Origin of the sequence: Bradyrhizobium barranii subsp. apii (assembly GCF_011516635.5) — a bacterium.
GTDB classification, from domain to species: domain Bacteria; phylum Pseudomonadota; class Alphaproteobacteria; order Rhizobiales; family Xanthobacteraceae; genus Bradyrhizobium; species Bradyrhizobium barranii.
Genome location: NZ_CP096255.1, coordinates 2810369 through 2836645 on the forward strand (window position 1 = coordinate 2810369; position 26277 = coordinate 2836645).

Annotated in this window: 25 protein-coding genes and 7 pseudogenes; 18 read left to right on the forward strand and 14 right to left on the reverse strand. The window is 59.5% G+C overall.

What is annotated here, in order from left to right:
- The first annotated feature begins 118 nt into the window (after positions 1 to 118).
- Complete coding sequence (gene ku / locus HAP41_RS13385) at positions 119 to 1045, forward strand: non-homologous end joining protein Ku (RefSeq protein ID WP_166101189.1); 927 nt, start codon at positions 119 to 121, stop codon at positions 1043 to 1045.
- 81 nt (positions 1046 to 1126) lie between these two features.
- Positions 1127 to 1594: a metallophosphoesterase family protein gene (locus tag HAP41_RS13390; RefSeq protein ID WP_166101186.1), complete on the forward strand. Its 468-nt coding sequence runs from the start codon at positions 1127 to 1129 to the stop codon at positions 1592 to 1594.
- Here HAP41_RS13390 and HAP41_RS13395 read toward each other — a convergent pair.
- Together HAP41_RS13395 and HAP41_RS50730 are read right to left on the reverse strand one after the other, a co-directional pair.
- Positions 1569 to 1798 (reverse strand): annotated as a pseudogene (locus HAP41_RS13395) (DinB/UmuC family translesion DNA polymerase); the annotation flags it as partial. The gene HAP41_RS13390 and the pseudogene HAP41_RS13395 overlap by 26 nt on opposite strands.
- Before the next feature lie 51 nt (positions 1799 to 1849).
- Positions 1850 to 2048 (reverse strand): annotated as a pseudogene (locus HAP41_RS50730) (NADH oxidase); the annotation flags it as partial.
- 191 nt (positions 2049 to 2239) lie between these two features.
- Between HAP41_RS50730 and HAP41_RS13400 the strand changes: the two are divergent.
- The gene (locus tag HAP41_RS13400) at positions 2240 to 2533 is read left to right on the forward strand and encodes a winged helix-turn-helix domain-containing protein (RefSeq protein WP_166101183.1); all 294 of its coding nucleotides are present in this window, start codon (positions 2240 to 2242) and stop codon (positions 2531 to 2533) included.
- A 54-nt stretch (positions 2534 to 2587) separates the two neighbouring features.
- Here HAP41_RS13400 and HAP41_RS13405 read toward each other — a convergent pair whose 3' ends face one another.
- On the reverse strand, positions 2588 to 3862 hold the full coding sequence (locus tag HAP41_RS13405) for an IS256 family transposase (RefSeq protein WP_166064748.1): 1275 nt from the start codon (positions 3860 to 3862) through the stop codon (positions 2588 to 2590).
- A 250-nt stretch (positions 3863 to 4112) separates the two neighbouring features.
- Here HAP41_RS13405 and HAP41_RS13410 point away from each other — a divergent pair, with 250 nt between their 5' ends.
- Positions 4113 to 5237, forward strand: a complete 1125-nt coding sequence (locus HAP41_RS13410; protein WP_166101179.1) for an ATP-binding protein — start codon at positions 4113 to 4115, stop codon at positions 5235 to 5237.
- 380 nt (positions 5238 to 5617) lie between these two features.
- Here HAP41_RS13410 and HAP41_RS13415 read toward each other — a convergent pair whose 3' ends face one another.
- Positions 5618 to 5953: a hypothetical protein gene (locus HAP41_RS13415; protein WP_166101176.1), complete on the reverse strand. Its 336-nt coding sequence runs from the start codon at positions 5951 to 5953 to the stop codon at positions 5618 to 5620.
- 163 nt (positions 5954 to 6116) lie between these two features.
- Here HAP41_RS13415 and HAP41_RS13420 point away from each other — a divergent pair, with 163 nt between their 5' ends.
- Together HAP41_RS13420 and HAP41_RS13425 are read left to right on the forward strand one after the other, a co-directional pair.
- Positions 6117 to 6620, forward strand: a complete 504-nt coding sequence (locus HAP41_RS13420; RefSeq protein WP_166101170.1) for a hypothetical protein — start codon at positions 6117 to 6119, stop codon at positions 6618 to 6620.
- Positions 6621 to 6960: 340 nt separating this feature from the next.
- The gene (locus HAP41_RS13425; RefSeq protein ID WP_166101166.1) at positions 6961 to 9246 is read left to right on the forward strand and encodes an ATP-binding protein; all 2286 of its coding nucleotides are present in this window, start codon (positions 6961 to 6963) and stop codon (positions 9244 to 9246) included.
- Here HAP41_RS13425 and HAP41_RS13430 read toward each other — a convergent pair.
- Positions 9229 to 9974, reverse strand: a pseudogene (locus HAP41_RS13430) (IS5 family transposase); the annotation flags it as partial. The gene HAP41_RS13425 and the pseudogene HAP41_RS13430 overlap by 18 nt on opposite strands.
- 198 nt (positions 9975 to 10172) lie before the next feature.
- On the opposite strand from HAP41_RS13430, the gene istA reads away from it, so the two are divergent.
- Positions 10173 to 11684, forward strand: coding sequence for an IS21 family transposase (gene istA / locus HAP41_RS13435; RefSeq protein WP_166105319.1), 1512 nt, complete (start codon positions 10173 to 10175; stop codon positions 11682 to 11684).
- A 14-nt stretch (positions 11685 to 11698) separates the two neighbouring features.
- A complete protein-coding gene (gene istB, locus HAP41_RS13440) occupies positions 11699 to 12451 on the forward strand; it encodes an IS21-like element helper ATPase IstB (protein WP_166057122.1) in 753 nt (250 codons plus the stop codon).
- 129 nt (positions 12452 to 12580) lie between these two features.
- Here istB and HAP41_RS13445 read toward each other — a convergent pair.
- A pseudogene (locus tag HAP41_RS13445) lies at positions 12581 to 12673 on the reverse strand (IS5/IS1182 family transposase); the annotation flags it as partial.
- Between the two features lie 114 nt (positions 12674 to 12787).
- Here HAP41_RS13445 and HAP41_RS13450 point away from each other — a divergent pair.
- The 3 genes and pseudogenes from HAP41_RS13450 (at position 12788) to HAP41_RS13465 (ending at position 15004) form a co-directional block, all read left to right on the forward strand.
- Positions 12788 to 13363, forward strand: a complete 576-nt coding sequence (locus HAP41_RS13450; RefSeq protein ID WP_166101162.1) for a hypothetical protein — start codon at positions 12788 to 12790, stop codon at positions 13361 to 13363.
- Positions 13364 to 13453: 90 nt separating this feature from the next.
- Positions 13454 to 14640 (forward strand): annotated as a pseudogene (locus HAP41_RS50340) (ABC transporter substrate-binding protein).
- Positions 14641 to 14797: 157 nt separating this feature from the next.
- Positions 14798 to 15004: a hypothetical protein gene (locus HAP41_RS13465; RefSeq protein WP_166101159.1), complete on the forward strand. Its 207-nt coding sequence runs from the start codon at positions 14798 to 14800 to the stop codon at positions 15002 to 15004.
- Between the two features lie 232 nt (positions 15005 to 15236).
- Here the strand turns inward: HAP41_RS13465 and HAP41_RS13470 are convergent, their stop codons facing one another.
- Positions 15237 to 15515, reverse strand: coding sequence for a hypothetical protein (locus HAP41_RS13470; RefSeq protein ID WP_166101155.1), 279 nt, complete (start codon positions 15513 to 15515; stop codon positions 15237 to 15239).
- Between the two features lie 599 nt (positions 15516 to 16114).
- Here HAP41_RS13470 and HAP41_RS13475 point away from each other — a divergent pair.
- Positions 16115 to 16837, forward strand: coding sequence for a hypothetical protein (locus HAP41_RS13475; protein WP_166101152.1), 723 nt, complete (start codon positions 16115 to 16117; stop codon positions 16835 to 16837).
- A gap of 38 nt (positions 16838 to 16875) precedes the next feature.
- On the opposite strand, the gene HAP41_RS13480 is transcribed toward HAP41_RS13475, so the two are convergent.
- Together HAP41_RS13480 and HAP41_RS13485 are read right to left on the reverse strand one after the other, a co-directional pair.
- Positions 16876 to 17232, reverse strand: coding sequence for a c-type cytochrome (locus tag HAP41_RS13480; protein WP_166101150.1), 357 nt, complete (start codon positions 17230 to 17232; stop codon positions 16876 to 16878).
- A 150-nt stretch (positions 17233 to 17382) separates the two neighbouring features.
- Positions 17383 to 17835 carry a pyridoxamine 5'-phosphate oxidase family protein gene (locus HAP41_RS13485; protein ID WP_166101148.1) on the reverse strand — a complete coding sequence of 151 codons (453 nt, stop codon included), beginning with the start codon at positions 17833 to 17835 and terminating at the stop codon, positions 17383 to 17385.
- A 272-nt stretch (positions 17836 to 18107) separates the two neighbouring features.
- Here HAP41_RS13485 and HAP41_RS13490 point away from each other — a divergent pair, with 272 nt between their 5' ends.
- The 3 genes from HAP41_RS13490 to HAP41_RS13500 all read left to right on the forward strand — a co-directional run bounded on the left by HAP41_RS13490 (position 18108) and on the right by HAP41_RS13500 (position 21191).
- Positions 18108 to 18269: a hypothetical protein gene (locus HAP41_RS13490; RefSeq protein WP_208012674.1), complete on the forward strand. Its 162-nt coding sequence runs from the start codon at positions 18108 to 18110 to the stop codon at positions 18267 to 18269.
- A 26-nt stretch (positions 18270 to 18295) separates the two neighbouring features.
- A complete protein-coding gene (locus tag HAP41_RS13495) occupies positions 18296 to 18646 on the forward strand; it encodes a c-type cytochrome (protein ID WP_414643298.1) in 351 nt (116 codons plus the stop codon).
- Between the two features lie 256 nt (positions 18647 to 18902).
- On the forward strand, positions 18903 to 21191 hold the full coding sequence (locus HAP41_RS13500; RefSeq protein ID WP_166101145.1) for a heavy metal translocating P-type ATPase: 2289 nt from the start codon (positions 18903 to 18905) through the stop codon (positions 21189 to 21191).
- Positions 21192 to 21209: 18 nt separating this feature from the next.
- Here the strand turns inward: HAP41_RS13500 and HAP41_RS13505 are convergent, their stop codons facing one another.
- From HAP41_RS13505 to HAP41_RS13525, 5 genes and pseudogenes are all read right to left on the reverse strand, one after another.
- Positions 21210 to 21521 (reverse strand): DUF3240 family protein, encoded by a 312-nt coding sequence (locus HAP41_RS13505; protein WP_166101140.1) that lies wholly within the window; start codon positions 21519 to 21521, stop codon positions 21210 to 21212.
- Positions 21518 to 22042, reverse strand: a pseudogene (locus HAP41_RS13510) (efflux RND transporter permease subunit); the annotation flags it as partial. The pseudogene HAP41_RS13510 and the gene HAP41_RS13505, both read right to left, overlap by 4 nt.
- Positions 22043 to 22235: 193 nt before the next feature.
- Entirely contained in the window at positions 22236 to 22547 is a 312-nt protein-coding gene (locus HAP41_RS13515; RefSeq protein WP_166101135.1) for a c-type cytochrome, read from the reverse strand.
- Between the two features lie 209 nt (positions 22548 to 22756).
- Positions 22757 to 23107 (reverse strand): c-type cytochrome, encoded by a 351-nt coding sequence (locus HAP41_RS13520; protein ID WP_224580863.1) that lies wholly within the window; start codon positions 23105 to 23107, stop codon positions 22757 to 22759.
- A complete protein-coding gene (locus HAP41_RS13525; RefSeq protein WP_166101132.1) occupies positions 23107 to 23940 on the reverse strand; it encodes a universal stress protein in 834 nt (277 codons plus the stop codon). Before HAP41_RS13525 ends, HAP41_RS13520 begins: the two co-directional genes overlap by 1 nt.
- Positions 23941 to 24063: 123 nt before the next feature.
- On the opposite strand from HAP41_RS13525, the gene phbB reads away from it, so the two are divergent.
- The 3 genes and pseudogenes from phbB (at position 24064) to HAP41_RS13540 (ending at position 26275) form a co-directional block, all read left to right on the forward strand.
- Positions 24064 to 24789, forward strand: a complete 726-nt coding sequence (phbB, locus tag HAP41_RS13530; protein ID WP_166101127.1) for an acetoacetyl-CoA reductase — start codon at positions 24064 to 24066, stop codon at positions 24787 to 24789.
- 276 nt (positions 24790 to 25065) lie between these two features.
- A pseudogene (locus HAP41_RS13535) lies at positions 25066 to 25901 on the forward strand (IS5 family transposase).
- A 152-nt stretch (positions 25902 to 26053) separates the two neighbouring features.
- The gene (locus HAP41_RS13540) at positions 26054 to 26275 is read left to right on the forward strand and encodes a LuxR C-terminal-related transcriptional regulator (protein ID WP_166101120.1); all 222 of its coding nucleotides are present in this window, start codon (positions 26054 to 26056) and stop codon (positions 26273 to 26275) included.
- The last annotated feature ends 2 nt before the right edge of the window (positions 26276 to 26277 follow it).

A 26277-nucleotide genomic window follows, 5' to 3' on the forward strand; every position in this document is an offset into this window, starting at 1 on the left:
CAAAAGAGTCGATAGCCGGCATGAAAAATATCCTCTTGGGGGCCCGTCCATGCTGTCGGAACCATGCCCTCCCGTTCGTCTTGAATCCGAGCCGTCCCGAACTGGAGTTCTGCGTAACATGGCCCCGAGAGCCAACTGGAAAGGCTTCTTGCGTCTGTCGCTTGTCACCTGTCCGGTGGCTCTCTACCCGGCGACATCGGAATCCGAAAAGATCTCGTTCAATCAGCTCAATCGAGCGACCGGTCACCGGATCAAGTACGTGAAGGTCGACGCCGATACCGGTGACGAGGTCGCGAACGAGGACATAGTCAAGGGCTACGAACTCGACAAAGGACAGTACATCGAGCTCACCAAGGAGGAGCTCGAGGAGCTTGCGCTGGAGTCGACGCGGACCATCGAGATCGACGAATTCGTCGACAAAGCAGACATCGACCCGCGCTATCTGATCCGTCCGTACTACCTGCGTCCCGACGGCAAGGTCGGTCACGACGCCTTCGCGGTGATCAGGGAGACCATCCGGGAGATGGATAAGGTCGCGATCGGCCGCGTGGTTCTCACCAACCGCGAGCACATTATCGCGCTCGAGCCGTTGGAGAAAGGTCTGGTCGGCACGCTGCTGCGCTACCCCTACGAGGTCCGATCCGAGCAGGAGTACTTCGACGAGATCCAGGACGTCAAAGTCACCAAGGACATGCTCGACCTCGCAAGGCACATCGTTAACCAGAAGACGGGCACGTTCGACCCCGAGAAATTCGAGGATCATTACGAGACCGCGCTGGTCGACCTGATCAACCAGAAGCGCGCAGGCAAGACCATCCGCCCGAAGGAACGGCCCAAAGGCGAAAACGTGGTCGATCTGATGGAGGCGCTGCGGCAGAGCGTCGGTCGGGAGGCTGCGCCGGCGAAGGCAGCAAAGCCCGCCAAGAAGCCGCGCAAGGCGGCGGCGGGCCAGAAAGAGATGCTGATGACGATCCAAGGCAAGAAGCCGGTGAAGGAAGCTGCGGCGAAGAAACCCGTGACGGGCCAGCGGCGGAAGTCGGCTTAGGCGGGCGATGTCCAGGGCACCCGCGGTGCATCAGGAGGCCGCGGCCCAACGCGCGATTAAGTGCTTCAACCGGACGGTTCGATGACCATCACCATCGGGATTATCTCGGATACTCACGGCCTGCTCAGGCCGGAGGCGCTGCGCGTGCTGGCCCATGTCGACCACATCATTCACGGCGGCGACATCGGCGATCCCGAGATCATCACGGCGCTGCGGAGAATTGCCCCCGTCACTGCGATCAGGGGGAACGTGGACACGGGCGACTGGGCCACCGAGTTTGCCGAAACCGAGTTCGTGCGACTCGCCGGACGTTTATTCTACGTTCTGCACGACCTCAAAACCCTGCAGGTCGATCCCGTAGCTGAGGGCATCGATGTCATTGTTTCGGGCCACTCCCACGTGCCGAAGATCAATACCGTAGACGACTTGCTCTACCTGAATCCCGGCAGTGCTGGGCGCCGACGCTTCAAGCTACCGATCACGCTTGCGCGCCTCGAAATCGCTCCCGACGGTCTGAAACCAATTATCCACGATCTGGATGTTGGATAGGCCGCGTCCATAGGCAGCGCCAGATGGGGAGATCGAGCTGAGGCTCGACATCGTCGTTCACCAGCGTTTGCAGCGACGACAGCGACACGCCCAGAAGGCGAACCGACTTCGGGAAGGGCATCTCGGCCTGCAGCAGGCTATCGCCAAACTCTCCAAGTTGTCCCGGCTCGATACGGAATTTGGGACCGACCGGCTCCGCGTGATGCGGGACGTTGGATGTCATCAAGGTTGCGTCGATATGATAAAGGAAGTTTCTCCTTGCAAACGTGGTCTTCAGCTCATCAACAACGCGCTGGCGCGGCCTCTGTTCGCCGGCCTGTCCGATCTTCATCAGGAGCGGCATCAGCAGCCAGCCGCCCCGGCCCCAAGCGGTGCCGAAGGAACGGGTGATCTCGGTCGGTTGAGGATCGAGCGTACTGTAGACAGAGACCTGCTTGTAAGCCGTCGAGCCATAGTACCGTGTTGGCTAAACCGATCGCCTTGTGGTTGAGGATCGCAGCATAGCGCTGGATTGCGCCGTTTGCCTCGAGGAGGGGGATGAACTTGCTCTGCTAAGCTCCGTACCGCCGGCTTCGCCAGTCCATTGATTTCACTGGTAAGCATGGCAAAGTAGCTCGCGCGGCACAACCAATTGGACACATGATGATGGTGCGCTCAGTGGTTGACGAAGATCGATTCGCGAAAGGAAGTTTTTCTTTTGGGCCGTTTAAATTAGTCCCGGAGCAGAGACGTCTCGAAAAATCGGGTGTGCCGCTTCGGTTGAGCGCGCGCGGCTTGGACATTCTTGCAGTCCTTGTTGAGCATGCTGGCGAAGTTGTCAGCAAGAAGGATCTGTTAGTTCGGGTTTGGGCCGACGTCACCGTCGACGAGGGTAGCCTCAGAGTTCACGTAGCGGGCTTGCGCAAGGTGCTCGGTGATGGAGAGGAGGGGGCGAGGTAGGGGATGTCCCGATCGCTGTTGAACTACGTCGGGTCGACGTTGCCGGAATGAATATTACGCAGCCCTCGTGACGTGGGCAACGGACTTGATTGTCATGCGATCGTGGTGAGCTTGAAGGGCCGCACGCAGAACCGACAATTGCTTATGCGCCTTCAATCGTCGGAAGCCCTTGTTGGCCTCGATCATACCGGCCGCGACCCATCGCAAGGCCATACCGGCATCCCGCCAGCGTTTAACGTTGCGCGTGACGCGGCGAATGGTGCCCATCATGTTCTCGGCGATATTGGTACAGGCGAGCGATCGGCGAAGCTCCTTCGGCAACTTCAACCGGACGACAGTCAGGATTTCGTCGAGGCCTTCGAGGATACTGGCCGCAACGCCGGGCCATTGCTGGTCGAGTCGACGCGCGAGATTGCGGATCAATTTTTCAGCCTTGTCGGCGTCATCGAGCTCCCAGGCCTGGCGCAGCACCCGGCGGGTGGCCGCATGATGCTCTTTCGGCAGGCGTTCCATGATGTTGCGCGCCTTGTGGATCTGGCAGCGCTGGATCGCAGCGGCCGAACCGAAGGTGCGGCGGATCGCCTTCGACAACGCCTTCGCGCCGTCGGCGATGAACAGTCTTGGCACCGTCGGGTCGAGCCCGCGCGAGACCAGGTTGTCCAGCAGGGCCTGAACCGTTGCTGCATTCTCGGTCGCCCCTTCCACCAGCGCCAGCGGATGCTTGTTGCCTTCGCCGTCAACCCCGATCGCGGCCACCAGCACGAGATCGTCGTCGAGATGCAGCCCGTCGATTTGGACCACCAGAAGGTCGAGCGCGGACAGATCGGCAGCCATGAAGTCGGCCAGCCGCGCCGCCGACAGAGCCACGAACCTCCGCGAGGCCGCCGACTTCGAAATCCCCGATCCGGGCGGTGCCGGCACGTCACCCTCGGGCAGCCGGACGGCGCGGCCGAACCGGCGCGTCGACACATTGATCAGCATCAGGTTCATCGCCCAGCGACCGAGCCAGTCCTCCTGCGCCGCCGTTTCCCAGCTCGGGATCGTGACCTCGCGGCCGTCCATGCCCCGGACCCGCGGGCGATCGACCTCGATCTTGCCGCCGTGGAAACCGATCCGCCCCCGCGTTCGGCCCCAACGGTGCGCCCGCCGCGCCGCATCACGACCGTGGCGCGGCCCGCAGGCCGCTGTCACATCCGCCTCCATCATCGTGCCGAGCGCCTCGATTCCTGCCGCAAGGCAGAACCGATCGAAGCTCGCTCGCACTTCCGCAAATGATTTCTCCACAGCCCCGGTCGCCGGCCAACCAGCCGGTGTGATATCTCTCGTCATGGCGTTGCTCTCCTTTGTGGAATCAGCACCCCGAGCCTACCGGCTCAAGGTGGGCAACGCCGACCTCTTCAGAAATTCAACAGAACCCGGGACATCCCCGGCGAGGTATGTCACGACCATTCCAGGACAAGGGTATTGCTTCGTAGCGCCCGTCTCACGAACGCTCAAACCTGTTGCTGACATCTCAAGCTTGGGTCAACGGCCTAAATTTCCGAATCGACTTGGCAGGATGATTGGCAGGGACGACGCCGTGCGTGCGATCTCCTCGCATCTTATGGCCGAACGATTCGTGTCCATTGTCGGTCCGGGCGGGATCGGCAAAACAACTCTGGCAATATCTGTCGGCCATCAACTAACTACGGAGCTTGCCGATCAGGTTCACTTTATTGACTTGGGCTCACTTTCCGATCCGCATCTCGTGGCGGGTACGATTGGCTCGGCGCTCGGGTTTGTCGTTGACGATCGCGACCCTATTCCCGGTCTTCTGGCCGCGCTGCGAGACATCCGCGTTTTGCTGGTGCTCGATAGCTGCGAGCGCGTGATTGAGGCAGCTTCTGCGCTGGCAGAAACCATTTTCGAGGAAGCGCCGCAAGTCTGCATCTTGGCAACAAGCCGAGAAACCTTGCGGGTCAGAGGCGAGCACATTCATTGGATAGCCCCCCTCGAGTTTCCGCCTGAGGGCGTCCATATGAGCGCACGAGAGGCGTTGGCGTACACTGCAGTACAGCTCTTTGCCGAACGCGTTGCAGCAAGTCAGCTTCGGTTCATGCTCAACGATGTCGACGCGCCGGTGGCGGCCGAGATATGCCGAAGGCTTGACGGGATCCCCCTCGCAATCGAGCTGGCGGCCGGTCGTGTGGACGCCTACGGAATTCATGATGTTGCGCGTCTCCTCGATCACAAGTTTGAGCTCTGGCGAGGCCGGCGAACGGCGTTGCCGCGACACCAGACGCTCACTGCGACGCTCGACTGGAGCTACGACCTATTGTCGGAGCTTGAGCAAACTATCCTGCGCCGACTATCCGTTTTCGTCGGACCGTTTACGATTGAGGCCGCCTTTGCGATCGCAGCCGGAGATGATTTGGACGATTCGCAGGTAGTCGAGTCCATTGCTAGTCTTGTCGCGAAGTCACTTCTAACAGGGAACACTCGTCTCGCCATCCCTCTGTACCGATTGCTGGATACCACTCGCGGGTATGTGCAGGCGAAGTTGGCCAAAAGCGGCGACGCAAGCCTCGTTGCTCGCCGTCATGCTGTCTATCATTTGGCCTTGTTCGAGCGCATTGGTGCCAAGCTGCCCGGCTCCCGCAAGAGCGACAATGCGTCTGACTCCAACCTCATTCGGTCGATGACAGGGGCAGAAGCGACAATCTAACCGAAGCGTCGGTTGTCACCAATGGTCGGCCTCTCGATGAGATCCGCGTTGCGCTCGACTGGGCGCATGGCAAGTCTGGTGACCCACTGCTAGCGCTCGACCTCACGGCCGCTGCCGCACCGATCTGGATTCATCATATGCTAATAGACGAATGTCGGGAACGGACAGAGCAAGCGGTTTCCCGAATTGACGAAAAGGTAGGCCATGACGCGCGCCGGGAGCTACGCCTCTTCTTCACTTTGGCGGTTGCGCACATGGAATCGACCGGGGACGCTGCGATAATTGATGATGCGTGGTTGCGTGTATCCCGATTGGCTGAAGAACTGGATGATAACGAGTATCGGTTGAGGAGCTTGTGGGGTCTCTGGATAGGGCGATACCTAAGAGGCGATTTCCCCGGCGCACTGCAGATCGCCGAAAAGTTCGTCAACCTGCCTGATGGCGCTATCGATGTCGCTGATCGTTTCGTCGGAGAGCGGATTTTGGGAGTGACGCTGCACATCCTTGGGGACCAAGCGGGTGCGCGGCGACATCTGGAAAAAATGCTGGCAGGCTACGTCGCTCCGCCAGGGCAAATGCACGCCCTGCGATATCAGTTTGATCAACATGTGGCTGCCCGAACGTACCACAGCCAAACCCTTTGGCTGTTGGGTTTCCCGGACCAGGCAATCGAAGTCGGCAGACGCGCCTTCGATGATGCGACGGCGCTTGGACATGAATGTTCTCTTCTCTATGCGCTTGCCTATGGCGTTTGCCCCCCTAGCGCTCGAGCTCGGCAATTCTGATGCTGCGGGAGCGCTCATCTGAACGATGCTTCATCGAGAAATGACGTTCAGGGCGATGGGGGTATGGGGCCGATGTTATTCGGGTATTCTGGAGATGAAGCGTGGCCACACCGCTTCTGGCCTTGCCCTGCTTCGCGAAGGCTTGAAAGGCTTCCCCCCGACCGGCTTCCAAAGCCGCTATTTATTCCTTCTCGGCAATCTCGCGCTCGGTGAGTCTGGCATCGGCGATCACCGTGGAGCCAATACAACGATCGATAGGGCGCTGGATCAATCGGAAAGGAACCAGGACCGTTGGTTCGTCGCCGAATTGCTACGTATCAAGGGCATTTTGGCGCTTGATCAAGGCGGCCCGGAAGCGCCCATGTTGGCCGAAGCGCACTTCAATCACTCTCTCGAGTGGTCGCGCCGCCAAGGCGCAACATCCTGGGAGCTCAGAACTGCGACAAGTCTGGCCTGCCTGATGCAGAAGCAGTCGCGCTTCGGGGAGGCACGAGAGCTGCTCGCGCCGCTCTACGCACGCTTCAGCGAGGGGTTTACCACCGCAGATTTGGTCAAAGCTCGCTCTTTGCTGACGTTGCTGAACGAGTCGACACCCTAGTTGGATCAATCGGATCGCAGGTGGCGCCTTTATTCGGCGCAGAGCGAGTGCGTGTCGCAATCATACCATTCCACTAAGTGATGACGGGCCATTTACTCCGTCCACGCAGCATCTTGTGCATCGCACAAGAGAACCTTGTTCGATTTCCGGAAAGTGCGAAGGCAGAGGTTTTAAATAGGAAATCGGCCCCTCGACGAGGGTGCTCAAACAGCCGTAAAATGTGTCAGCGGCGGTTGGCCCAGAAGTATCAACTCCGTAATGGTTTTGAACGCGGCAAGGTGTCGTTGGGAGGCTGACGATCGTACGTTGATCGACCTGTTAGGATCGGCAATGTGTTGAGATGATCGACCGCAAAAATCCAAAGGCAGATCAAGAGATTTTGTTTGGTCCTTTCCGTTTGTCCGGTTCGCGGAGAGTTCTGGAAAAGGAGGGCGTTCCAATTGAGGTTGGGGTCCGAGCCTTCGAAATTCTGGCCGTTCTGGTTGAGCACGCTGGGAAAGTGGTCGGCAAGAAGGATTTGATCGCTCAAGTATGGCCCGGCGTCACGATCGATGAAGTAAACCTTCGTGTTCAAGTTGCCATGCTCCGTAAGGCGCTCGGCGAAGGAGACGCCGGAGCGCGCTATGTGGCAACAATTCCGGGCCAGGGCTATTGCTTCGTGGCGCCAATCTCTCGCTTGGGGCCGCTGCAAGCCGATGCTACGCACAACCCAGCCTCATTCATCGCTCGAAAGTTGCCGCCTCGTTTGACCCGAATGATTGGTCGCGATGAAGTGGTCCACGAGATATCAGGTCAGTTGTCGGAGCGACGCTTTGTGACGATGGTTGGCCCGGGCGGCATAGGAAAAACAACTGTTGCTGTCTCGGTGGCTCACGCATTGTTCGAAGAGTTTGCAGGTGCCGTATGCTTTGCCGACCTCGGTCCCCTCAATGAGCCGTCTCTGGTGGCCAGTGCGATAGCTTCGGCATTAAGACTCGGGGTTCGTTTCACTGATCCCACCAAGGGACTTGTGAATTTCCTTCGAGACAAACGGGTCCTGTTGATCTTCGATAGCTGCGAGCACGTGATCGGGACCGCCGCAGCAATAGCCGAAGAGATTTTCGTGAGCGCGCCGCAGGTGCATCTCCTCGTAACAAGTCGGGAATCGCTAAGGGTTGAGGGCGAGTACGTCTATTCGCTGGCAGCTCTGGATAGCCCGCCAGGAGATGCCGACCTCACAGCGGCGCGGGCACTCGCCTTTCCGGCGGTGCAGCTTTTTGTGGAACGAGCCGCGGTTGGGCGGCAGTATTTCCAACTGCACGATGCCGATGCCTCGATAGTTGGCGATATTTGCCGTCGACTAGACGGAATTGCCCTCGCCATTGAGCTCGCCGCCGGCCGCGTCGATGCTTATGGCATTCGGGAAACGGCGGCGCTGCTGAACGACCGCCTTAACCTCCTTGGCGAAGGTAAGCGCACCGCGCTTGCGAGGCATCAGACCCTAAGCGCAACCCTGGACTGGAGCTACGACCTGCTTTCAGAATCTGAGCGCTTGATTCTTCGCAGACTCTCGGTCTTCGCGGGCAATTTTACTCTCGAAGCGGCTCGCTCGATCGCTGTTGGAATTGACCTGGATGACGCGCAAGTCGTCACCGGAATTGCGAGCTTAATCGGAAAATCGCTCCTCGCGACGGATGGCGACAACAAAGCGGCGCGCTACCGATTGCTCGACACCACCCGAGCTTATGGCTTGGGAAAGCTCGCTGGGAGCGGAGAACTAGACTACATCAAACGGCGTCACGCGAGCTATTACAAACGGATTTTTGAGCGAATCGATCACACTTCGTCCGGGGTCGAAGGCTTTTCAACGTACGCCGAGCATCTCGATAATGTGCGGGCAGGGCTCGAATGGTGTTTTTCTGACCCCGGTGACATTCGGGTTGGCATTGCACTCGCGGCTGCGACAGTGCGGTTGTTCTTGGAGATGTCACTATTAACTGAATGTCGTCGTTGGGCCGAGCGCTCGATCACCGCGTTCGATGAATCGGATCGCGGGAGCGCTCGCGAGATGGAGTTGCGATCAGCACTTGGACTTTCACTAATGTTTGCCACGGGAAACAGCGACGAAGCACGAGGCGCTCTTTTAAGAGGGTTGGAACTCGCCGAAGAGCTTGGAGATTTGCGGAATCAGCTGCTACTTCTCGAAAAGCTGCATGTATTCCATCAGAGGATAGGAGACTGCCACGAAGCCTTCACCCTTGCGCAGCAGAGCGAGGACGTCGCCGCAAGTCTTGGCGATAGCTCGAGTGTTGCGATAGCGAATTGGACGCTGGGGTTTTCCCACTACTTCGCGGGGGACTGCAAAAGCGCACAGACGAATTGGGGGGCGCCAATGCCAAAAGGCGATAGTTCTCGATCGTACGGGACCAATGTTGCTTTTGATCGTGACATCCAAGCGCGTACGCGATGTGGTTTGGGATCCGTTCTCTGGGTGCGTGGCTTTCCGGATCAGGCCATGAGGATCGGCAGGGATATAATCAAGGAGGGCGCAACTCTGAGGGACCCGTCAACATTCTGCATTTGCCTGAGTTTTACGAGCTTCACATCCCTTAGAGTCTGTCCGGAAAGATTACCTTGGATTGCATAGCTTTCGCAGCATGAGTCGGATGGAGGCCAGCTTGAGAAAGGCGAGCGCCCTGTGATTGAAGCATTCCCAATCTTTGGACAGTCTTCGGCATCGCCCGAGCCAGGCAAAGGTACGCTCGACGATCCAGCGTTTGGGCAAGACGACGAAACGGTGAGCCTGATCGGAGCGTTTGACGATTTCGAGGTTCACGCGCTTCAGAGCGCTACGCAGCCCCTTCTGGAAATGTGGCCCTTGATATCCGCCGTCGGCGTAGAGCTTCAGAAGAAAGGGATAGAGGCCGAACAACGTTGCCATCAGGAGCACGCCGCCGTCGCGATCCTGGATGTCCGCCGCATGCACGATGGCGTGCATCAAGAGGCCTTGCGTGTCGACGAGAATGTGCCGCTTCTTGCCCTTGATCTTCTTGCCCGCGTCGTAGCCATGGAGATCATGAGGCCCCCTTTTTCAGCGCTTTTCACGCTCTGGCTATCGATGATGGCGGCGGTGGGAGAAGCCTCGCGCTCGGCCCTTTCGCGACATTCGACATAGAGGGTGTGATGAATTTTATCGAGCGTGCCGTTCCAGCTCCACAGATCGAAGTAGCCATACAGCGTCGAGCGCGGCGGCAGGTCCTTGGGGATCGCGCGCCACTGGCAACCTGTGCTCAGGATGTACATCAGCCCGTTGGCAATCTCGCGCAGGTCCACCGTACGCTTGTTGCCGCCGCGCTTGGCCGGCGGGATGCGAGGCGTGCGGATTCCGATTTATTCCGGCCGGGTATTCCGACTTGAAGCCGGCCACGATTCCGAAATGAAACCGGCCGGCATTCCGATTTGAAGCCGGCCGGGTTTTGGAAGTCGGCGTTTTCGTTTGGGTCAGTCCTTCAGGCATCAAGTCCCTCGTTGATCCACGAGGGGAAGCGGATGCCGGCCAAGAGAGAACTGACCATGCGACAGATACGACAGATGCTGCGGCTTGCCCGTGATGGGGTGAGCGCCCGGGAGATCGGGCGCACGCTCGGGGTGGCGCGCAGCACGATCCAGGACAATCTCAAGCGTGCCTCGACTGCCGGGCTGGCGTGGCCTTTGGCGGGCGATCTGACCGACGCCGTTCTTGAACAACGTCTGTTTGCCCATGCCGGCGTCAGGCGCGGCTTCCGCCGGCGCCGGGAGCCGGATTGGGCCTCGCTGGCCTGTGAGCTGAAGCGGCCTGGCGTCAATCTGATGGTGCTGTGGGAGGAGTACCGGGCGGTCCATCCGGAAGGTTATGGCTACAGCCGGTTCTGCGATTTATTCCGGGAATTCGAGCGGCGGCTGTCTCCGACGATGCGGCAGGACCATCCGGCCGGCGACAAGGTCTTTGTCGATTACTCCGGCAAGAAGATCATGATCGTTGATCGCGCAACCGGGGTTGTGCGCGACGCGGAGATCTTCGTCGCCGTGCTTGGCGCCTCGAATTACACCTACGCCGAGGCGACCTGGACGCAGACACTTCCGGACTGGATCGAGGCTCATGTCCGAATGTTCCGGTTCTTTGGCGGGGTGCCACGCCTCGTCGTCCCTGACAATCTGAAGTCCGGCGTGCACCGGGCGTCGTTCTACGACCCCGAAATCAATCGCAGCTACGGGATGATGGCGTCCCATTACGGCGTTGGCATCCTTCCGGCACGGCCAAGAAAGCCCCGGGATAAGGCAAAAGTGGAAGCCGGAGTGCGTTTTGCCCAGACCTATATCCTCGGGCGGCTTCGCCGGCAGACCTTCTTCTCGCTGGCTGAGGCGAATGCGGCAATCGCCGCCGCGCTGGAGCGCATCAACGCCCACGTCATGCGCCGGATCGGCGTCAGCCGCCGACAATTGTTCGAGACCGTCGAGATGCCTGTCCTGGCGCCGTTGCCGGATGCCGACTATCAGTTCGCGGAATGGCTCCTGGCCCGCGTCTCGCTCGATTATCACGTCGAGGTCGACGGCTTCTTCTACTCAGTTCCACACGGCCTGATCCGGGAGCAGGTCGACGTTCGCGCCACCACCCGGACCATCGAGTTGTTCCATCGGGGTTTGCGTGTTGCTGCTCACCAGCGCCGTTATGGCGGCCGCCGGCACGGCACTGATCCCGATCACATGCCCAGTGCGCATCGGCGTTACGCCGAGTGGACTCCCGATCGATTCCGGCGCTGGGGGCGGTCGATCGGGCCCAACACCGAGGGGCTCGTTCTCGCCATCCTGGCCAATCGGCCTCATCCCGAACAGGGATTCCGGACCTGTCTCGGCGTGCTTCGGCTGTTCAAGGATATTGATCCCGAACGCGCCGAGCTGATCGCGGCCCGCGCGGTCGCGGTCAGCGCACTGACCTACAAGAGCATCGCCTCCATCATCGCCAACAAGCTCGAACGCAGTTCTCGCGATACCGAGGACGCGATCATCGAACATCCCAATCTGCGCGGCCCCGGTTACTTCCATTGAAAGGATTATCCAGCATGCTCACCCATCCCACCCTCGACCTGCTGCATAGCCTTGGTCTCCACGGTATGGCCAAAGGCTTCAAGGACCTCGATGCCCAGTCCGAAGCGCGCAGCCTCGAACACGCCGAATGGCTGGCGTTGCTCCTGGAACACGAGAAAACGCTGCGCCAGCAAAAGCGGTTCGAAAGCAGAGCTCGAGCCGCCAAGCTGCGTCATGCCGCCTGCGTCGAGGATGTCGATTACCGCGCTATCCGCGGCCTCGACCGCACGCTCTTTCTAAAACTCGCCGCTGGCGACTGGATCCGGGCACGACATAATCTCCTTGTTACCGGGCCGTGCGGCGTCGGCAAGAGCTGGCTCGCTTGTGCCCTCGGCAACAAGGCTTGCCGAGACGACTTCTCAGTTGCCTACCATCGTGTGCCGCGTCTCTTCGCCGCTCTCGCACTCGGCCGCGCCGATGGCCGCTATACCAAGATGCTGCGGGCGATCGCACGACTTGATCTGCTGATCCTGGACGACTGGGGACCAGAACCTCTCGACGCCGACCAGCGCCGTGATTTGCTCGAAATCGTCGAGGATCGATACGAAGCCCGCTCGATTATCGTCACCAGCCAGCTGCCCGTCGATCGCTGGTACGAAATCATCGGCAACCCCACCATCGCCGACGCGATTCTCGATCGCCTCGTCCACAATGCCTACCGCATCGAACTCAAAGGAGAGAGCCTCAGGAAGCAGAAGCAACCCGCTCAAGATCAACCGGTCTCTTGACCTTCCCAGCCCTCGACGACATCATGAAATTGACCCATGCGAACGACGCCACGGGTGGCCGGCTTCAGATCGGAATACCCGGCCGGCTTCGAATTGGAATGCATGGCCGGCTTCGTCGGAATCCGCACGAGGCGCGATCAGCGCCCACTCCTCGTCGGTCAAGTCGCTCGGATAGCGCAGGCGGCTGCGGTCGTAGCGTGCACGGTTCTCGGTAGTCCACATTGCGGCGCGTCCCCATCGAATCAGGCCGCTCACCTTGAATCACAACCGATTCATTCGACTCAACATGTTTTGGAACAGACACTTAGGATCGGCAATCAGACGGACGCGGCGGATATGATTGGGCGTCTCCTCGCTCACGCCAGAAAGCATTCTCTTGGGCCTTACGAAGCGATCGGCATTGGTCTTAGGGGGACTCTGCTGATTAATCGTGGTCAGGCCGAAGAAGGGGTCGGCATGGTGCGAGATGCTATCGAAACCCTGCATGTCGGCCGGTATGAGTTGCACAACCCTGCGTTCCTCGCCGCTTCCGCAGAAGGGTTGCGGATGCTGGGCCAATATGAGGAGGCGTTCAGACAAATCGACGAAGCCATCGCCCGAATTGAAAGAAACGGGCAACTGCTCTTTCTACCGGAGTTCCTGAGGATCAAGGGGACCATCGTCATGGCCGCTCGGCAAGCAGATTTGTCCCAAGCTGAGGCCCTTTATCTGCGCGCGCTAACAGTTGCGGGCGGGCAGTCTGCTTTGGCTTGGGAATTGCGGGCGGCGACAAGCGCGGCCAGATTGCGAGCTATTCAACATCGTATCGAAGATGCTCGAGCTATACTTGCCCCGATCTATAGTAGGTTTACCGAAGGGTTTGAAACCGCCGATCTGAAAGACTGCAAGGCAGTATTGGATCGGCTAGGTTAGTCTGAGCGGATCTGGCGAGTTGCGTGGGTGGACTGCAACGATTTTTGCGTGCCGGGGCACGGCGCCACACATGGCAAGTGAGAGGCAGCAATGACATTATTTCGAGCGGCATTGGCCTTTGTATTTTTGGTCTACGGCAGCTCCCTCGGGCTAGCAGACAGCGTCATGGGCGAGATCCGCGTCGGCCAAACGCTACCGTATAGTGGGCCGCTATCCAGCTTTGGTATCATTGGTCGGGTCCAAGAAGCCTACTTCGCCAAAATCAACGCGGAGGGCGGCATCAACGGCCGAAAGGTAAAATTCATCAGCGTGGACGATGCCTACTCTCCTCCCAAAACCGTCGAGCAGACGCGTAGATTGGTGGAGCAGGAGGGGGTGTTGTTGATGTTCGGCTCGCTAGGAACTGCGACCAACAGTGCAGTTCATCGTTACCTAAATGCGAAGGGCATTCCGCAGCTGTTCGTTCTCAGTGGGGCTACGAAATGGGCTGACCCAAGAAAGTCTCCATGGACCATGCCTGGAATGCTCGCCTACGAAACCGAGGGGCCATATACGCCAAGCACATCCTGCAGAACATACCTCACGCCAAGATCGCAATACTGTCACAGAACGACGATTTTGGCCGCGACTATGTGACGGGTTTCAAGCGAGGCCTGGGAAACGAAGCAAAAGCCGCAATCGTCGCCGAAGAAAAATACGAGACGAGCGCGCCAACGATTAGCTCTCAATTGGCGACGTTGAAGGCGTCTGGCGCTAATGTGTTGTTCGGCGTCACGATCGGAAAATTCACGTCGCAGCTCATCAAAGGAGTGGCCGAACTCGGCTGGAAGCCGGACGCCTTCTTCGTTCCGGCGTCGGCTTCCTCGATCTCGTTTCTCGAGCCAGCGGGTCTCGAAAATGCGATTGGGTTGATTTCGTCGAGCAATCAGAAGGACACGATCGATCCTCAATGGGCCGGTGACGCCGGCGTGAGCGACTTCCTGGAGTTCATGAAGAAATACCTGCCCGGGGCAGACCTAAACAATTCCAACTATTCCGCGGGCTATCATTATGCGGGACTTCTGACGAGAGTTCTGCAAGCGTGCGGGAAGGATCTCAGTCGTGAAAACATCATGCGCCAGGCCGCATCACTTCGTGAGATTGCGCTGCCGCTACTGTTACCCGGAATAACGGTAACGACCGGCCATGAGGATTACTTGCCGTTCCAACAATCGCAGCTGCGGCGCTTCAACGGAAAGAGCTGGATTGGCTTCGGTGACATACTAGACGATCGGTAGGCGCGTCTCGATCGCGTCGATCCACCGACCAATCTGCCGGCATATCGCACTCTTGGACCAACTGCCGCTGCTGAACGTTCATAAAATCAAGCGACTGGCAAGAATGGGCCGCGTTTTGCGCGTTTCAGTGGGGTTGGCTAGTTGATGGAGCGTCCAAATGGCAGATTGTGTGATTGTTCGAGCCTACGGAAGGCAATTAGATCAATTGCGTGCAGAAGCGTTCCGCATTACACGAGGACGACAAATCGACTGGTGGATAGACCGTGGCGACAAAGGGAGGCATTTTTACTTCGAGAGTGCTGAAGCAAAACAAGCGTTCACCTCAATGTGCGACAACTTCGCCGTCCCGTACGTCGAAGCCTAATCATTTAATCTAATCGTGGCTGTCGCTCTTGTTCGTTCTCGCGTGTACCGCACTGGCGATCCGGCTGGTTGCGGCCGCGGTTTGCGCGGAACCCTCCGACTCGATCCCACTTTGTTGTTCGCTGGGATGGGCGGCGCGGGCGAGCAGATGGAATTGCGAAGCGCGAACAGGTCTGTTGGATCGTCCGGCACCGTGGTGAGTGAAGACCGCGAGTCAAGTCCGGGCCGTGTCTTCAGGTGCCGGGATCTCTCCGATCGCACTCCGGGCATCGGCCATCTGTGGCGGCGCCGAGTTGACGGCCGAATTCTTCCCTGAGGACGTCCGATGCCCAGAACTCGCCATCGCTCTTGATGATTCTTTTCGCCCGCTCAAAGGCATGGCTCTCGGCGGCATCGTCGCCGACGCGGATAATAACCCGATCGTGGAAAGGACAGACAATCGTGGCACGGGTGGTTTCGAGCGCGTAGCGCACAACCGCGGTCAGATCGTCGGCATGAAGTTTGCTGGACATCGTGGCTCTCCTGTCGACGTCGCGGAGCGAAATGCAAATCAACCCCGGGCTTCTGAAGAGGAGGTCGGCATGCTTACAAACCCCAATTCCTCGGGTCCGCATTGATCCAGCTCAACAACGGATGTCGCATGCTCCAATCGCCGTAAGGGGGCTCTATGATCATCCGCAATTTCGCCGAGGCGCAACTCAAAGGTCGCCTCCACGTCAGCTGCCGGAAGAACGAGCAAATCGTTGATCTAGATCATTTCGCCATACTGCCAAGATCGCATGCTGCGCGTCGGACACGAGGGAGGTTCTATATGGCACCGGTCTCAACACCGCATGATGAAAAATGCCCTCGCCGTGGTTCCAGGTTAGTACACCTCGAGTGGCACGAACGCGTCAATGCTCAGGAGGCGCAAGAGCTCTGGCGCTGCTGGATCTGCAAGAGCGAATTTGTCACCCCCGTCGCTTCTGATGGGACAGAGTCGTCAGTCGCTGGGATCACCGAACCATTCTTTACGAACCTGCTCGTCTGATCAGTTCCGCTTGAGCGGATCGACAAGGAAATCGTTCGATGTCCTTGGTTAATGCATCGCCTCATCATCTCGAGCGCTGGCATGAAGTTTCGGACGCTGATGGCCGCCGCGATTGTCGCCATGCTCCCGCAATTTAATGCGGGAGCACAGGTGAACTTGTCGGCTGGCAGCACGTCGTCCCAACTGTCCGACCTTATGATCGCGATACAATTCCAACACATCAAATTATGGTTGGCCGGAAAGCTAGGCAACTGGGACTTGGCGAATTATGAGCTTCGACAAATCCAGGCAAGCTTGCGGAAGGCAACGCCGACTCCCTCCGAAGGCCTGCGCTCGTCCCAAACTACCGAACAGCTGCAAGCTCTGGATCGCGCGATTCAACAGAAGGATGGTGCAGCTTTCGCCAAGGCTTACTCGGATCTCACGAACGGATGCAATGCCTGCCACCGCGCCAGCGGATACAGTTCAATCACCATCCAGGTGCCGGTTAACTCGCCGTTCAGCGATCAGCTGTTCGCAGATCAGATCGCGCAGGGTCGCGCGCTCGCTCGCGGGACCTGCGGCCTCTGTCACATTGTCTCGGATGCTTCAAGGGAAACACCAGCCTTTCGCGTCCCCGCGCCAAGCTTCAGCGAAATTGCCAGCCGGCCATCTTTTTCAGCCAACTATCTCCGAGAGCTATTGACGTCAAACCACCGTCGCGTAGGCCCGAACCAGGCAATGCTTAAGCCAAAGCTCGTCGAATACCAGATCGATGCGATCGTTGCGTTCTTCGAGACCGTGCAAGCCGACCGGGCTCGCTAAGATCTGAGCTTAGGGTCATGGTCGCGCCGATCAGCGTTCTAGTCTTGAGTCTTTAGGCTAAGGATGTAATTCGCGAGAGCGTCGGCCTGATCGGGCGCGATGACGAGGTTCGGCATGTTCTGGTGGCTGGTCTTCAGGAACACTTTCAGCGAAAGTGCCGTCGTTCCATACCTGTTTGCGATTGACGCGAAGCCCGGTGCCTGATCCGACATTCCCGGCATGTGCGGTTCGATTGCATGACACGGCTTGCACCATGCTTCCGCGAGGCGATGTCCTTCAAACGCGCTGTCTGCAGCAAGTTTAGATCCGTCCGCCTTGTGCACGCGGACGAGAAACAACGCTAATAGCGCGATCAGGATCACGAGGCTGATGTTGACTCGCATGCTGCGGAACATGTTCCGTCTCAACTCGGGGTTGGGGCACTCACAGCAACCGCGCGAGCGCCAGCGGGCATCTCATCGCCAAAACCGCCTGCCGATCAGCCGTTCTGGCGAAAGAAAGCAGAATGACCGAGCGCACCCGCCCTTAGCGCAGGATGCGGCGCTTTAACACGCGATCAGGTCGGTATGTCCAAATCCCTTTGAGTAGTCGAGCAGGGAGACAATCGTGGGTGTCAGGCGGAAGACGCAGACCTCCGAAGTGTTCGGCATGGGGAGATCAAGGCTCTTCTGGTTCGGATACCGCGAGATCAGGAGGCGCAAGGCGTTTTCGAATTCGGCGGGATTCGTTACGAGCTTCGCGCGTGCCGCCATCGATAGGCCCAGGATGTCCATCACTTGCGTGGGATCGTCATCCACCGTTAGCGAGACCCGATCGTCCTTCGCCAGGTTAGCTGCCTTCTGGCTGTCCGCTCCGCAAAGGAAATAGATGACGAGCCCATCATTGGCGTAGCCGACAGTGGTCACCTGGGGCCAGCCGTCAGATCGTAGGGTAGCGATCCTCGTCGTCCGGTGCTGATCCAGAAGCCGAAGGATTTTCCGCCTGAACGTTTCGTCCATTGGTCGCCTCCGATTTAGACCAGTTTAGCCCCGAACTAGCGTGTACGTTTTGAGGCAGGTCAAGTATCGAGGAAGCCGGCCGCCAAGCGTAGGCGCAGTGGGCCTGCCATACGCCTGAGCGCAATTGCACCAATCGCTCTCGGAGGGAGCGCTGTTTGGCAGTTATGCTTGTCGCTATAGCGGGCCCCATCGCCAACCGACCTCATGCTTTGAGCTGCATCAAGCTGGCTTTGAACGGCGGTGACATCGTGTGGACTGGGAGGGCTGCTTCGATGCGCCGAGTTGCCTTGAAAGCCCTATTCACGGCTCTCGCTTTCAGAAGAGCCGAGAAGGAGCGAGTCGATTGGGATCGAAATATCTTGATCTTCTCGACGGTGGTGACCGTCGGGCTGGTTGCGCTCTATGTCTACGGCAAGGCTACCTCGCGTTGGTGAACTGTTTCGCGGGAACGACTGCGATGATGCGATGCTTGCTGATACTTTCGACAATAGGTCTCGGGTCGAGCACCTGCGCCCATGCGCGCGATGAGGAGCAGCAACATGGCAAAGAGCTGTTGCAACAATTGTGCGCCCGCTGTCACTCAGTTGGTAGGACCGGCGCGAGTCCCAACAGGCAAGCGCCGCCCTTTCGCAGCTTCAGCGAAACCAAACTCTATGACAGCGACTTCCTGCAACGACTACAGGATGGCTATAGCAGCATTCATCCCTCCATGCCGACCTTCCGCTTCAACAGGGACGATGCAGAGGCTGTCCTAAACTACATGAAGTCAATTCAGGAACCAACTAAGCCGAAACAATCTCCGCCGCGATGAGGTCTGAGCATCTCCAGGAGACCAAAATATTCGTTCAAGGACAATAGACAGCATCTTTGGGTGAAACCGGAGACCCAGTGGTCGTCCTCTTGAGAGCATCTGCCAGAACCCTCGGAAAGATTTTGACCTAGCTCATCGGCGCCTTGCGAATGGCTGCGTTCGTTGGAGGCGAGTGTTCGAGACTTGTCATTGATTCTGCTCAAGCAACGGAGCTTGTTTCGGAAGAGAATGATGCAGGTAGTGTTGGAATGAGATCATGTCGTTTGAGCGGGTTCTACGATGGACTCTGGTTGCAATCGCAATCGCGGGATTAACCGCGGGTATCCTTGCGCGAGCTGCCGGCCGTCCTGATCTGGCCGATTTCGCATGGGCAATCGGCACGGCACCCGTGATAGGTGGACTGGCGGTCTCGATCGTCAGGGACTTGCTGGGCGGCCGACTGGGAGTGGACGCGATTGCGCTCCTGTCGATGAGCGCGGCATTGGCGCTCGGCCAGCCGCTTGCCGGCGCCGTGGTGGCGCTGATGTATTCCGGTGGCAACGTACTGGAGGATATCGCGATCGCGCGGGCTGAGCACGACCTGCGGTCACTGGTCGATCGTGCGCCGCGCCGGGCACATCGCAAGACTGGCGAGCGGATCGAAGAGGTTCCGATCGAGGCGGTCTTGGTCAGCGAAGAGCTCCTGGTACGGGCCGGCGAGATCGTGCCAGTCGACGGCATCGTCCGTTTGGCCATGGCGACCATCGACGAGTCCGCGGTTACGGGCGAGCCGATCCCGGTCGAGAAGACACGCGGCAGCGCCGTTCTTTCCGGTTCGCTGAATGCGGGTGAGACCTTCGAGTTGACCGTTACCGCACCGGCTGGCGAGAGTACCTACGCTGGTATTGTGCGCATGGTGACGGCGGCGCAAACTGCGAAGGCCCCCTTTGTGCGGTTGGCCGATCGCTATGCGCTGATCTTTCTTCCCGTGACGCTCGTCACCGCCTTCCTGGCGTGGTGGATCTCCGGTGATTTGACCCGCAGCCTCGCTGTGCTGGTGGCGGCAACGCCTTGCCCCCTGATTCTGGCCGCACCTGTCGCCTTCATCGCCGGCGTAGCGCAAGCGGCCCGTCGCGGCATCTTAGTCAAGGGAGGAGGGGCACTGGAGGCGCTGGCTCGTGCGCGCACCGTGCTCTTCGACAAAACCGGCACTCTCACGGTTGGAGGTGCGCGGTTGCTTTCGGTTGAAGTCGCTCCGGGGGAAAATCCGGACGAGGTCCTCACGCTTGGGGCCTCGCTTGAGCAGGCCTCGCATCACGTCCTCGCCAAGACCGTCGTCTCTGCGGCCGTCGATCGCGGCCTCAAGCTCAAAGCGCCCGAACAGGTCAAAGAAACCATGGGCACCGGTTTGTCCGGCCTTATCGACGGCCGCCGGGTAACCGCGGGCTCGCGAGAGTTGCTTCGCTCACATGCCGAGCTGTCGCCGTGGGAGCTGCGGGCAATCCGGCGCGCATCGTGGCGCTCGGCGCTCATCGTCTTTGTCGCCGTGGACGGCCTTCCGATCGGTGCGCTGCTGCTGGCCGACGAGCTGCGGGCTGATACGCCGCGAGCGATCCGGCTGCTGCGCGATGCGGGCATCGTACGAATGGTCATGGTCACAGGCGATCGTGCCGCAGCGGCGCAGGCAATCGGAGCAGCGCTCGACCTCGATGCCGTGCTGGCTGACCGCGTTCCCTCGGACAAGGTCGAGGCGGTGCGCACTGAACAGCGGCTGCATCCGACCATCATGGTCGGTGATGGCATCAATGACGCCCCGGCACTGGCCGTGGCCGATATCGGGGTCGCGCTCGGCGCACGCGGCGCGAGCGCCTCGTCCGAGGCGGCGGATGTGGTCATCCTTACCGATCGGCTTGATCGCGTCGGCGAAGCGATCATAATTGCGCAGCGTGCACGGCGTATCGCTCTCCAAAGCGTCATTATTGGCATGGGATTGTCGATAGCTGCCATGGTGGCCGCTACCGTTGGCTGGCTGGATCCCGTGCCGGCGGCGATCGTGCAGGAGGTGATCGATGTTGCCGTCATCCTGAACGCGCTGCGGGCGCTCACTCCAGCCCATGGGAGCGCCGGTCGCCGGATATCCGCAGAGGAGGGCCTAGCACTGCATCACGACCATCAGGCGCTGTTCGGGGATCTCGACCGACTGCGCAAGATCGTCGATGCGATCGACGATGTGCCGCCAGACGCCGCTGCGGCCTTGATCGAAGAGGCTGATCGCCTCGTTCAGGGCAGTGTAGTGAAGCACGAGCGCGAGGACGAGGGCAGCGTCTATCCGAAAATTGCGGAGGTGCTGCGCGAACGCCACGGCCTCTCTGCCATGAGCCGCGCGCATCGTGAGATCCTGCACCTTGCGCGGCTGCTCGCACGGATCGCGGCCGACCTGCCGTCAGAAAAGATCGACCGCTATCTTATTCGAGATGCCCAGCGTGTGATCGAGGCGATCGAAACGCTGGTGCGCATGCATACGGCCCAAGAGGACGATATTTACGAAGCCGTGGCGGCGGACTGAGCAGCTTGGCGATGTCGGTTAGTCGATCGTGCCGAATTCCGCCACGGGCAGAATCCAATAGACGAGGTTGGTGCCGGTGAACGAAGCCCGAACCCGGTCGAGCAGGCGCGCGGCATCGTTCCGTGGTAGGACAATCCATACGATGACCTGATTGGCGTGCCCTTTGACGCGCTCGGCCATGCTTTGGAGCCGCACGGCGGTGCCGTGTCCGGCAGCATCGAAGGCCGTGAAACCCCTCACCAGATCGGTCTGTTCGCTGAGATAGTCGAAGAGCTCGTCGCGAAGCTGGCGCGGCAGGATCAGCGTGAGGCAGACGGACACGCTCGTCATTTGGCCCCCTTCGCAGCGCCGCCGTAGCGGCGATACAGGATCGGCAGCAGAATCAGCGTCAGCATTGTCGACGAGACCAGCCCCCCGATCACGACGATGGCCAGCGGTCGCTGCACTTCAGATCCCGGACCGGAGGCGAACAACAGCGGGATCAATCCGAGCGCCGTGATGCTGGCCGTCATTAGAACGGGCCGCAGTCTTCGCATGGCGCCTTCGACGACGATGCGACCCTCGCTCAGGCCGTGAGCGCGTAGCTGGTTGAAATAGGAGACCAGCACGACGCCGTTCAGTACGGCTATGCCGAGCAGCGCGATGGATCCGACCGACGCCGGAACGGACAGATATTCGCCGCTTGAGACCAGCGCGAACACGCCGCCGATCAGCGCGAAGGGGATGTTGACCAGCACCAGCACCAGCAGGGCATGGCGCACCGAGCCAAATGTGGTGAACAGCAGCACGAAGATCAGGCCGATGACGACCGGCACCACGACAGAGAGCCGCGCGGCGGCGCGCTGCTGGAAACAGGTCCGGCTGCAGCGCCGTAGACCGGCGGGAAATCACAACGATGTTCTCCCGGCCGGTGTCGTCGAAGAACGGCACCTGAGCGCGCTCGCGCCGCTCGGCACGCTTTCGACTCTATCCGTGCATCGGAAGTTCCGCATTGACCCATCTCAACCCGGGCTTCGAACCTTGGCGGCGGCGGTGGGCCGTGCCCTACTTGAGTGTGCGGACGTAGTCCGCGAGATCCGCGATCTCCGTCCGGTTCAGCGATAGCGTCGGCATGTTCGGATGCGGTGCGAGTAGAAGGAAAGCGAGCTTGTTTTGGTCGAAATCGGGCATCTTCGCGAAGGTGGAGAACGGCGGCGCCTGGTCGGAGGCTTTCTTCTGGCCGCTTTCGACGAGATGGCACGCGGCGCACCAACGCTTTGCGATGTCCTTGCCGTGATCCGCGTCCGCCGCTGCGGCCGGTGTCACGATCGCAAGCGCGCAAATCGTGGCGGACGACAATCTGAATGCTTTCGACATGCGAGGGTCCCCAAGGATCGAGCGTTATTGTCGGCGGACAATCTGACCGGTGACGTCTTCCACGTGAAGCAGCAGAAAGATAAGTGGTCCCCCGTCGTCGTGGACCGGCGTGTTGATCGATCGCTCGCCGCGCGTTACGGCAAGGCAGCCCGGGACGATGTCCGACCAATTTTGACCAAGGCTTCTCTCGATCGCGCACGTCTGATAGCTCATTGCTCCAACGTCTTCAGGAACGCCATGAAATCGCCGACCTGGTCGGAATCGAATTGAAATTCTGGCATCGCCGGATGCCCAGTGACGATGCCCTCGGCCAAGGCCTCCTGCAGCATCTCGATCGGATATCGCTCGTGTAACGTCCTGAACGGTGGAGCAATCTTGAGGGGGCTTGGGCTGACCTTGTCGGTCGAGTGGCACTTCGCACAATACAGCAGCGCAAGACGTCGGCCTTGCTCGACGCTCGAAGCTGCGGTTGGGTTAGGGGAGAAAAACAAACCCGCAACGAGTATGGCGCCTGCCACGGCACGTCCAGTTCCGAGATGCGTCCTCACGTAGTGCTCCATCAGTGCGACATCATGACCGGAACTGTCATACTGCGGAACATTTCCTGCGTGACCCCGCCGAATACCGTTTCCTGAAGTCGAGAGTGGCCGTAACCGCCCATGATCAGCAGGTCGAGGCTTTCATCCGCAGCGATCGACAGGATGCTCGCTTGCAGATCGCTACAGTCGGCCTGAAGCGATACGGCCTTCGCCGGCAAGCCCTTCCGCGCGAGATGTGTCAGGAGGCGTTCGGGCGATGCATCGGGCGGTACCTCGGATGCATTGAGGGTGATGGTCGTCAGAGCGGCTGCGTCGGTGATAAATGGCATCGCGTCCCGCAAGGCGCGGGCGGCAAGGCGGCTGCCGTCCCAGCAGATGCCGACGCGTGCCGCCTTGAACGCACCCCGGAAAGTATAGGGAATGAACAGCAGGGGCCCACCCGCCTGCAAGAGCAGTTCCTTCGGAAGCCGGTTGTCAAACGTGTCGCCCTCGGGGTCGCCTTGTGACACGATCGTCAGATCATAGAGGCGCGCCGCTGCACCAGCTTTCGCAACCGCGTCGGCGAGAGTTCCGTTCAGTGCGTACCTTCCATAGTTGATCCGGACGTTCTTCGCCTCGACCTCGAAGACGCGCAGCGCTGCCTCGGCTCGCTCCAGCGCACGTTCATACTCGAATTGCAGGGACGATGCGATGGCTGCGCCGCCTTCCGCAAGAAACGGCACGTTCGTCGAAGCATATCCTGTTGCAATTGCATCCAGATGTGCCGAAGCACTCATTGCAAGAGAAACAGAAGCGTCGATGGCAGGCCGCGGTGAGCGCTCCGTAGGAATATGCACCAATAAGTCCTTGAACATGCGTGCCTCCCGTTCCGATCGGGCTGAAGAGCAGCACAGGTCGACATCGAGAGCCTTGACGCACGTCAAAGCGGTAGCCGGCGCCCCGGGTATCGTTTTGACCATAGGGCGGGAGTTCTAGATATGGCGCGGGTGGCATTGGTAACTGGCGGTACCAGAGGCATTGGCGCCGCCATATCTCAAGCGCTTCAGGCCGAGGGTTGCCTCGTAGCGGCGACCTACGTCGGAAATGCCGAGGCCGCCAAAGCCTTCGCGAGCCGAACAGGCATCTCAGCCCATCAATGGGATATCGGTGATTTCGACGCTTGCGCTACCGGAGTGAAGGCCGTTGAGGCGTCAGTCGGGCCAATCGACATTCTTGTCAACAATGCCGGCATCGTTCGTGACGCCACGTTTCATAAGATGACCCAGCCGCAATGGGATTCCGTGATCCGCACCAATCTCGACGGTGTGTTCAACATGTGTCGACAGGTGATCAACGGCATGCGCGCAAGACGGTATGGCCGAATCATCAATGTCTCGTCGATCAACGGACAGAAAGGCCAGTTCGGCCAGACAAACTACTCCGCGGCCAAAGCCGGCGAGCTTGGATTCACCAAGGCGCTGGCGCTGGAAACGGCGCGTCTCGGAATCACGGTAAACGCCGTCTGCCCCGGCTATATCCATACCGAGATGCTGGATGCCGTGCCGCAGGATATTCTGGAGAAGAGCATCCTGCCGCAGATTCCGGTCGGCCGTCTCGGCCGACCGGAAGAGATTGCGCGCGCTGTCCTGTTTTTGGCAGCAGAAGAGGCGGGATTCATCACCGGGTCGACGTTGTCGATCAATGGCGGCCAGTACATGATTTGAGCGTGGACAGGTCACTGACCGTCAACGCTTCCAACTCACCCGAGCCGTTCACCTCCGGGTCTTACGGACTTGAAACCGCCAGGCCCTTGGCAATCTCCGCCGAGACAAAATAAGCGACCGCGATAGCAATTATCGTCGCCAACATTGCCGCCGACGGTGCGATGAAGCCGAACAGGCCACCCCCAAAGCCTTAGTGTCTGTTCCAAAACATGTTGAGTCGAATGAATCGGTTGTGATTCAAGGTGAGCGGCCTGATTCGATGGGGACGCGCCGCCAATGTGGACTACCGAGAACCGTGCACGCTACGACCGCAGCCGCCTGCGCTATCCGAGCGACTTGACCGACGAGGAGTGGGCGCTGATCGCGCCTCGCATCCCGCCGGCCAAGCGCGGCGGCAACAAGCGTACGGTGGACCTGCGCGAGATTGCCAACGGGCTGATGTACATCCTGAGCACAGGTTGCCAGTGGCGCGCGATCCCCAAGGACCTGCCGCCGCGCTCGACGCTGTATGGCTACTTCGATCTGTGGAGCTGGAACGGCACGCTCGATAAAATTCATCACGCCCTCTATGTCGAATGTCGCGAAAGGGCCGAGCGCGAGGCTTCTCCCACCGCCGCCATCATCGATAGCCAGAGCGTGAAAAGCGCTGAAAAAGGGGGCCTCATGATCTCCATGGCTACGACGCGGGCAAGAAGATCAAGGGCAAGAAGCGGCACATTCTCGTCGACACGCAAGGCCTCTTGATGCACGCCATCGTGCATGCGGCGGACATCCAGGATCGCGACGGCGGCGTGCTCCTGATGGCAACGTTGTTCGGCCTCTATCCCTTTCTTCTGAAGCTCTACGCCGACGGCGGATATCAAGGGCCACATTTCCAGAAGGGGCTGCGTAGCGCTCTGAAGCGCGTGAACCTCGAAATCGTCAAACGCTCCGATCAGGCTCACCGTTTCGTCGTCTTGCCCAAACGCTGGATCGTCGAGCGTACCTTTGCCTGGCTCGGGCGATGCCGAAGACTGTCCAAAGATTGGGAATGCTTCAATCACAGGGCGCTCGCCTTTCTCAAGCTGGCCTCCATCCGACTCATGCTGCGAAAGCTATGCAATCCAAGGTAATCTTTCCGGACAGACTCTAAGTGTTGATGCGCTGGTCGAGGTGATGATGGCGCGGAGCGGTTAACGGGCCGTGCATGCTCCCACGGCGTATTGCCTCCATGAACAGTCGCGGGAGAATGACTATAGTGAGGCCAACACGCGATGACCTGGCGATGTCCGAGATCCTTCTGACACCCCGCGAGAAACAATTATTGAGGCGTCTCGCTGCCGGGAAGACGGATAGAGAAATTGCTGCAAAGCTCGGCGGAACTGCCAAGCAGATCGCGGAGCAACGAGTTCGTCTCCTCGGCAAACTTCGGATAGCGTCCGAGGCTGAGATTACGTCGGCGGCCCATCGTCTGGCGGAGTGGCGGACCTATCGAGGCATTACCTAATT

What these genes read in the sequence shown, in the direction of transcription:
- HAP41_RS13490 (WP_208012674.1), top strand. Translation starts at nt 18,108, where the DNA reads ATGCGCCGAGTTGCCTTGAAAGCCCTATTCACGGCTCTCGCTTTCAGA.
- HAP41_RS13390 (WP_166101186.1), top strand. Translation starts at nt 1,127, where the DNA reads ATGACCATCACCATCGGGATTATCTCGGATACTCACGGCCTGCTCAGG.
- HAP41_RS13465 (WP_166101159.1), top strand. Translation starts at nt 14,798, where the DNA reads ATGGCAGATTGTGTGATTGTTCGAGCCTACGGAAGGCAATTAGATCAA.
- HAP41_RS13500 (WP_166101145.1), top strand. Translation starts at nt 18,903, where the DNA reads ATGTCGTTTGAGCGGGTTCTACGATGGACTCTGGTTGCAATCGCAATC.
- HAP41_RS13450 (WP_166101162.1), top strand. Translation starts at nt 12,788, where the DNA reads ATGATTGGGCGTCTCCTCGCTCACGCCAGAAAGCATTCTCTTGGGCCT.
- istA (WP_166105319.1), top strand. Translation starts at nt 10,173, where the DNA reads ATGCGACAGATACGACAGATGCTGCGGCTTGCCCGTGATGGGGTGAGC.
- istB (WP_166057122.1), top strand. Translation starts at nt 11,699, where the DNA reads ATGCTCACCCATCCCACCCTCGACCTGCTGCATAGCCTTGGTCTCCAC.
- ku (WP_166101189.1), top strand. Translation starts at nt 119, where the DNA reads ATGGCCCCGAGAGCCAACTGGAAAGGCTTCTTGCGTCTGTCGCTTGTC.
- phbB (WP_166101127.1), top strand. Translation starts at nt 24,064, where the DNA reads ATGGCGCGGGTGGCATTGGTAACTGGCGGTACCAGAGGCATTGGCGCC.
- HAP41_RS13425 (WP_166101166.1), top strand. Translation starts at nt 6,961, where the DNA reads ATGATCGACCGCAAAAATCCAAAGGCAGATCAAGAGATTTTGTTTGGT.
- HAP41_RS13540 (WP_166101120.1), top strand. Translation starts at nt 26,054, where the DNA reads ATGTCCGAGATCCTTCTGACACCCCGCGAGAAACAATTATTGAGGCGT.
- HAP41_RS13415 (WP_166101176.1), bottom strand. Translation starts at nt 5,953, where the DNA reads ATGTCCAAGCGCCGTCGCATCATCGAAGGCGCGTCTGCCGACTTCGAT.
- HAP41_RS13505 (WP_166101140.1), bottom strand. Translation starts at nt 21,521, where the DNA reads ATGACGAGCGTGTCCGTCTGCCTCACGCTGATCCTGCCGCGCCAGCTT.
- HAP41_RS13495 (WP_414643298.1), top strand. Translation starts at nt 18,296, where the DNA reads ATGCGATGCTTGCTGATACTTTCGACAATAGGTCTCGGGTCGAGCACC.
- HAP41_RS13400 (WP_166101183.1), top strand. Translation starts at nt 2,240, where the DNA reads ATGGTGCGCTCAGTGGTTGACGAAGATCGATTCGCGAAAGGAAGTTTT.
- HAP41_RS13520 (WP_224580863.1), bottom strand. Translation starts at nt 23,107, where the DNA reads ATGGAGCACTACGTGAGGACGCATCTCGGAACTGGACGTGCCGTGGCA.
- HAP41_RS13405 (WP_166064748.1), bottom strand. Translation starts at nt 3,862, where the DNA reads ATGACGAGAGATATCACACCGGCTGGTTGGCCGGCGACCGGGGCTGTG.
- HAP41_RS13485 (WP_166101148.1), bottom strand. Translation starts at nt 17,835, where the DNA reads ATGGACGAAACGTTCAGGCGGAAAATCCTTCGGCTTCTGGATCAGCAC.
- HAP41_RS13420 (WP_166101170.1), top strand. Translation starts at nt 6,117, where the DNA reads ATGAAGCGTGGCCACACCGCTTCTGGCCTTGCCCTGCTTCGCGAAGGC.
- HAP41_RS13525 (WP_166101132.1), bottom strand. Translation starts at nt 23,940, where the DNA reads ATGTTCAAGGACTTATTGGTGCATATTCCTACGGAGCGCTCACCGCGG.
- HAP41_RS13470 (WP_166101155.1), bottom strand. Translation starts at nt 15,515, where the DNA reads ATGTCCAGCAAACTTCATGCCGACGATCTGACCGCGGTTGTGCGCTAC.
- HAP41_RS13480 (WP_166101150.1), bottom strand. Translation starts at nt 17,232, where the DNA reads ATGTTCCGCAGCATGCGAGTCAACATCAGCCTCGTGATCCTGATCGCG.
- HAP41_RS13515 (WP_166101135.1), bottom strand. Translation starts at nt 22,547, where the DNA reads ATGTCGAAAGCATTCAGATTGTCGTCCGCCACGATTTGCGCGCTTGCG.
- HAP41_RS13475 (WP_166101152.1), top strand. Translation starts at nt 16,115, where the DNA reads ATGAAGTTTCGGACGCTGATGGCCGCCGCGATTGTCGCCATGCTCCCG.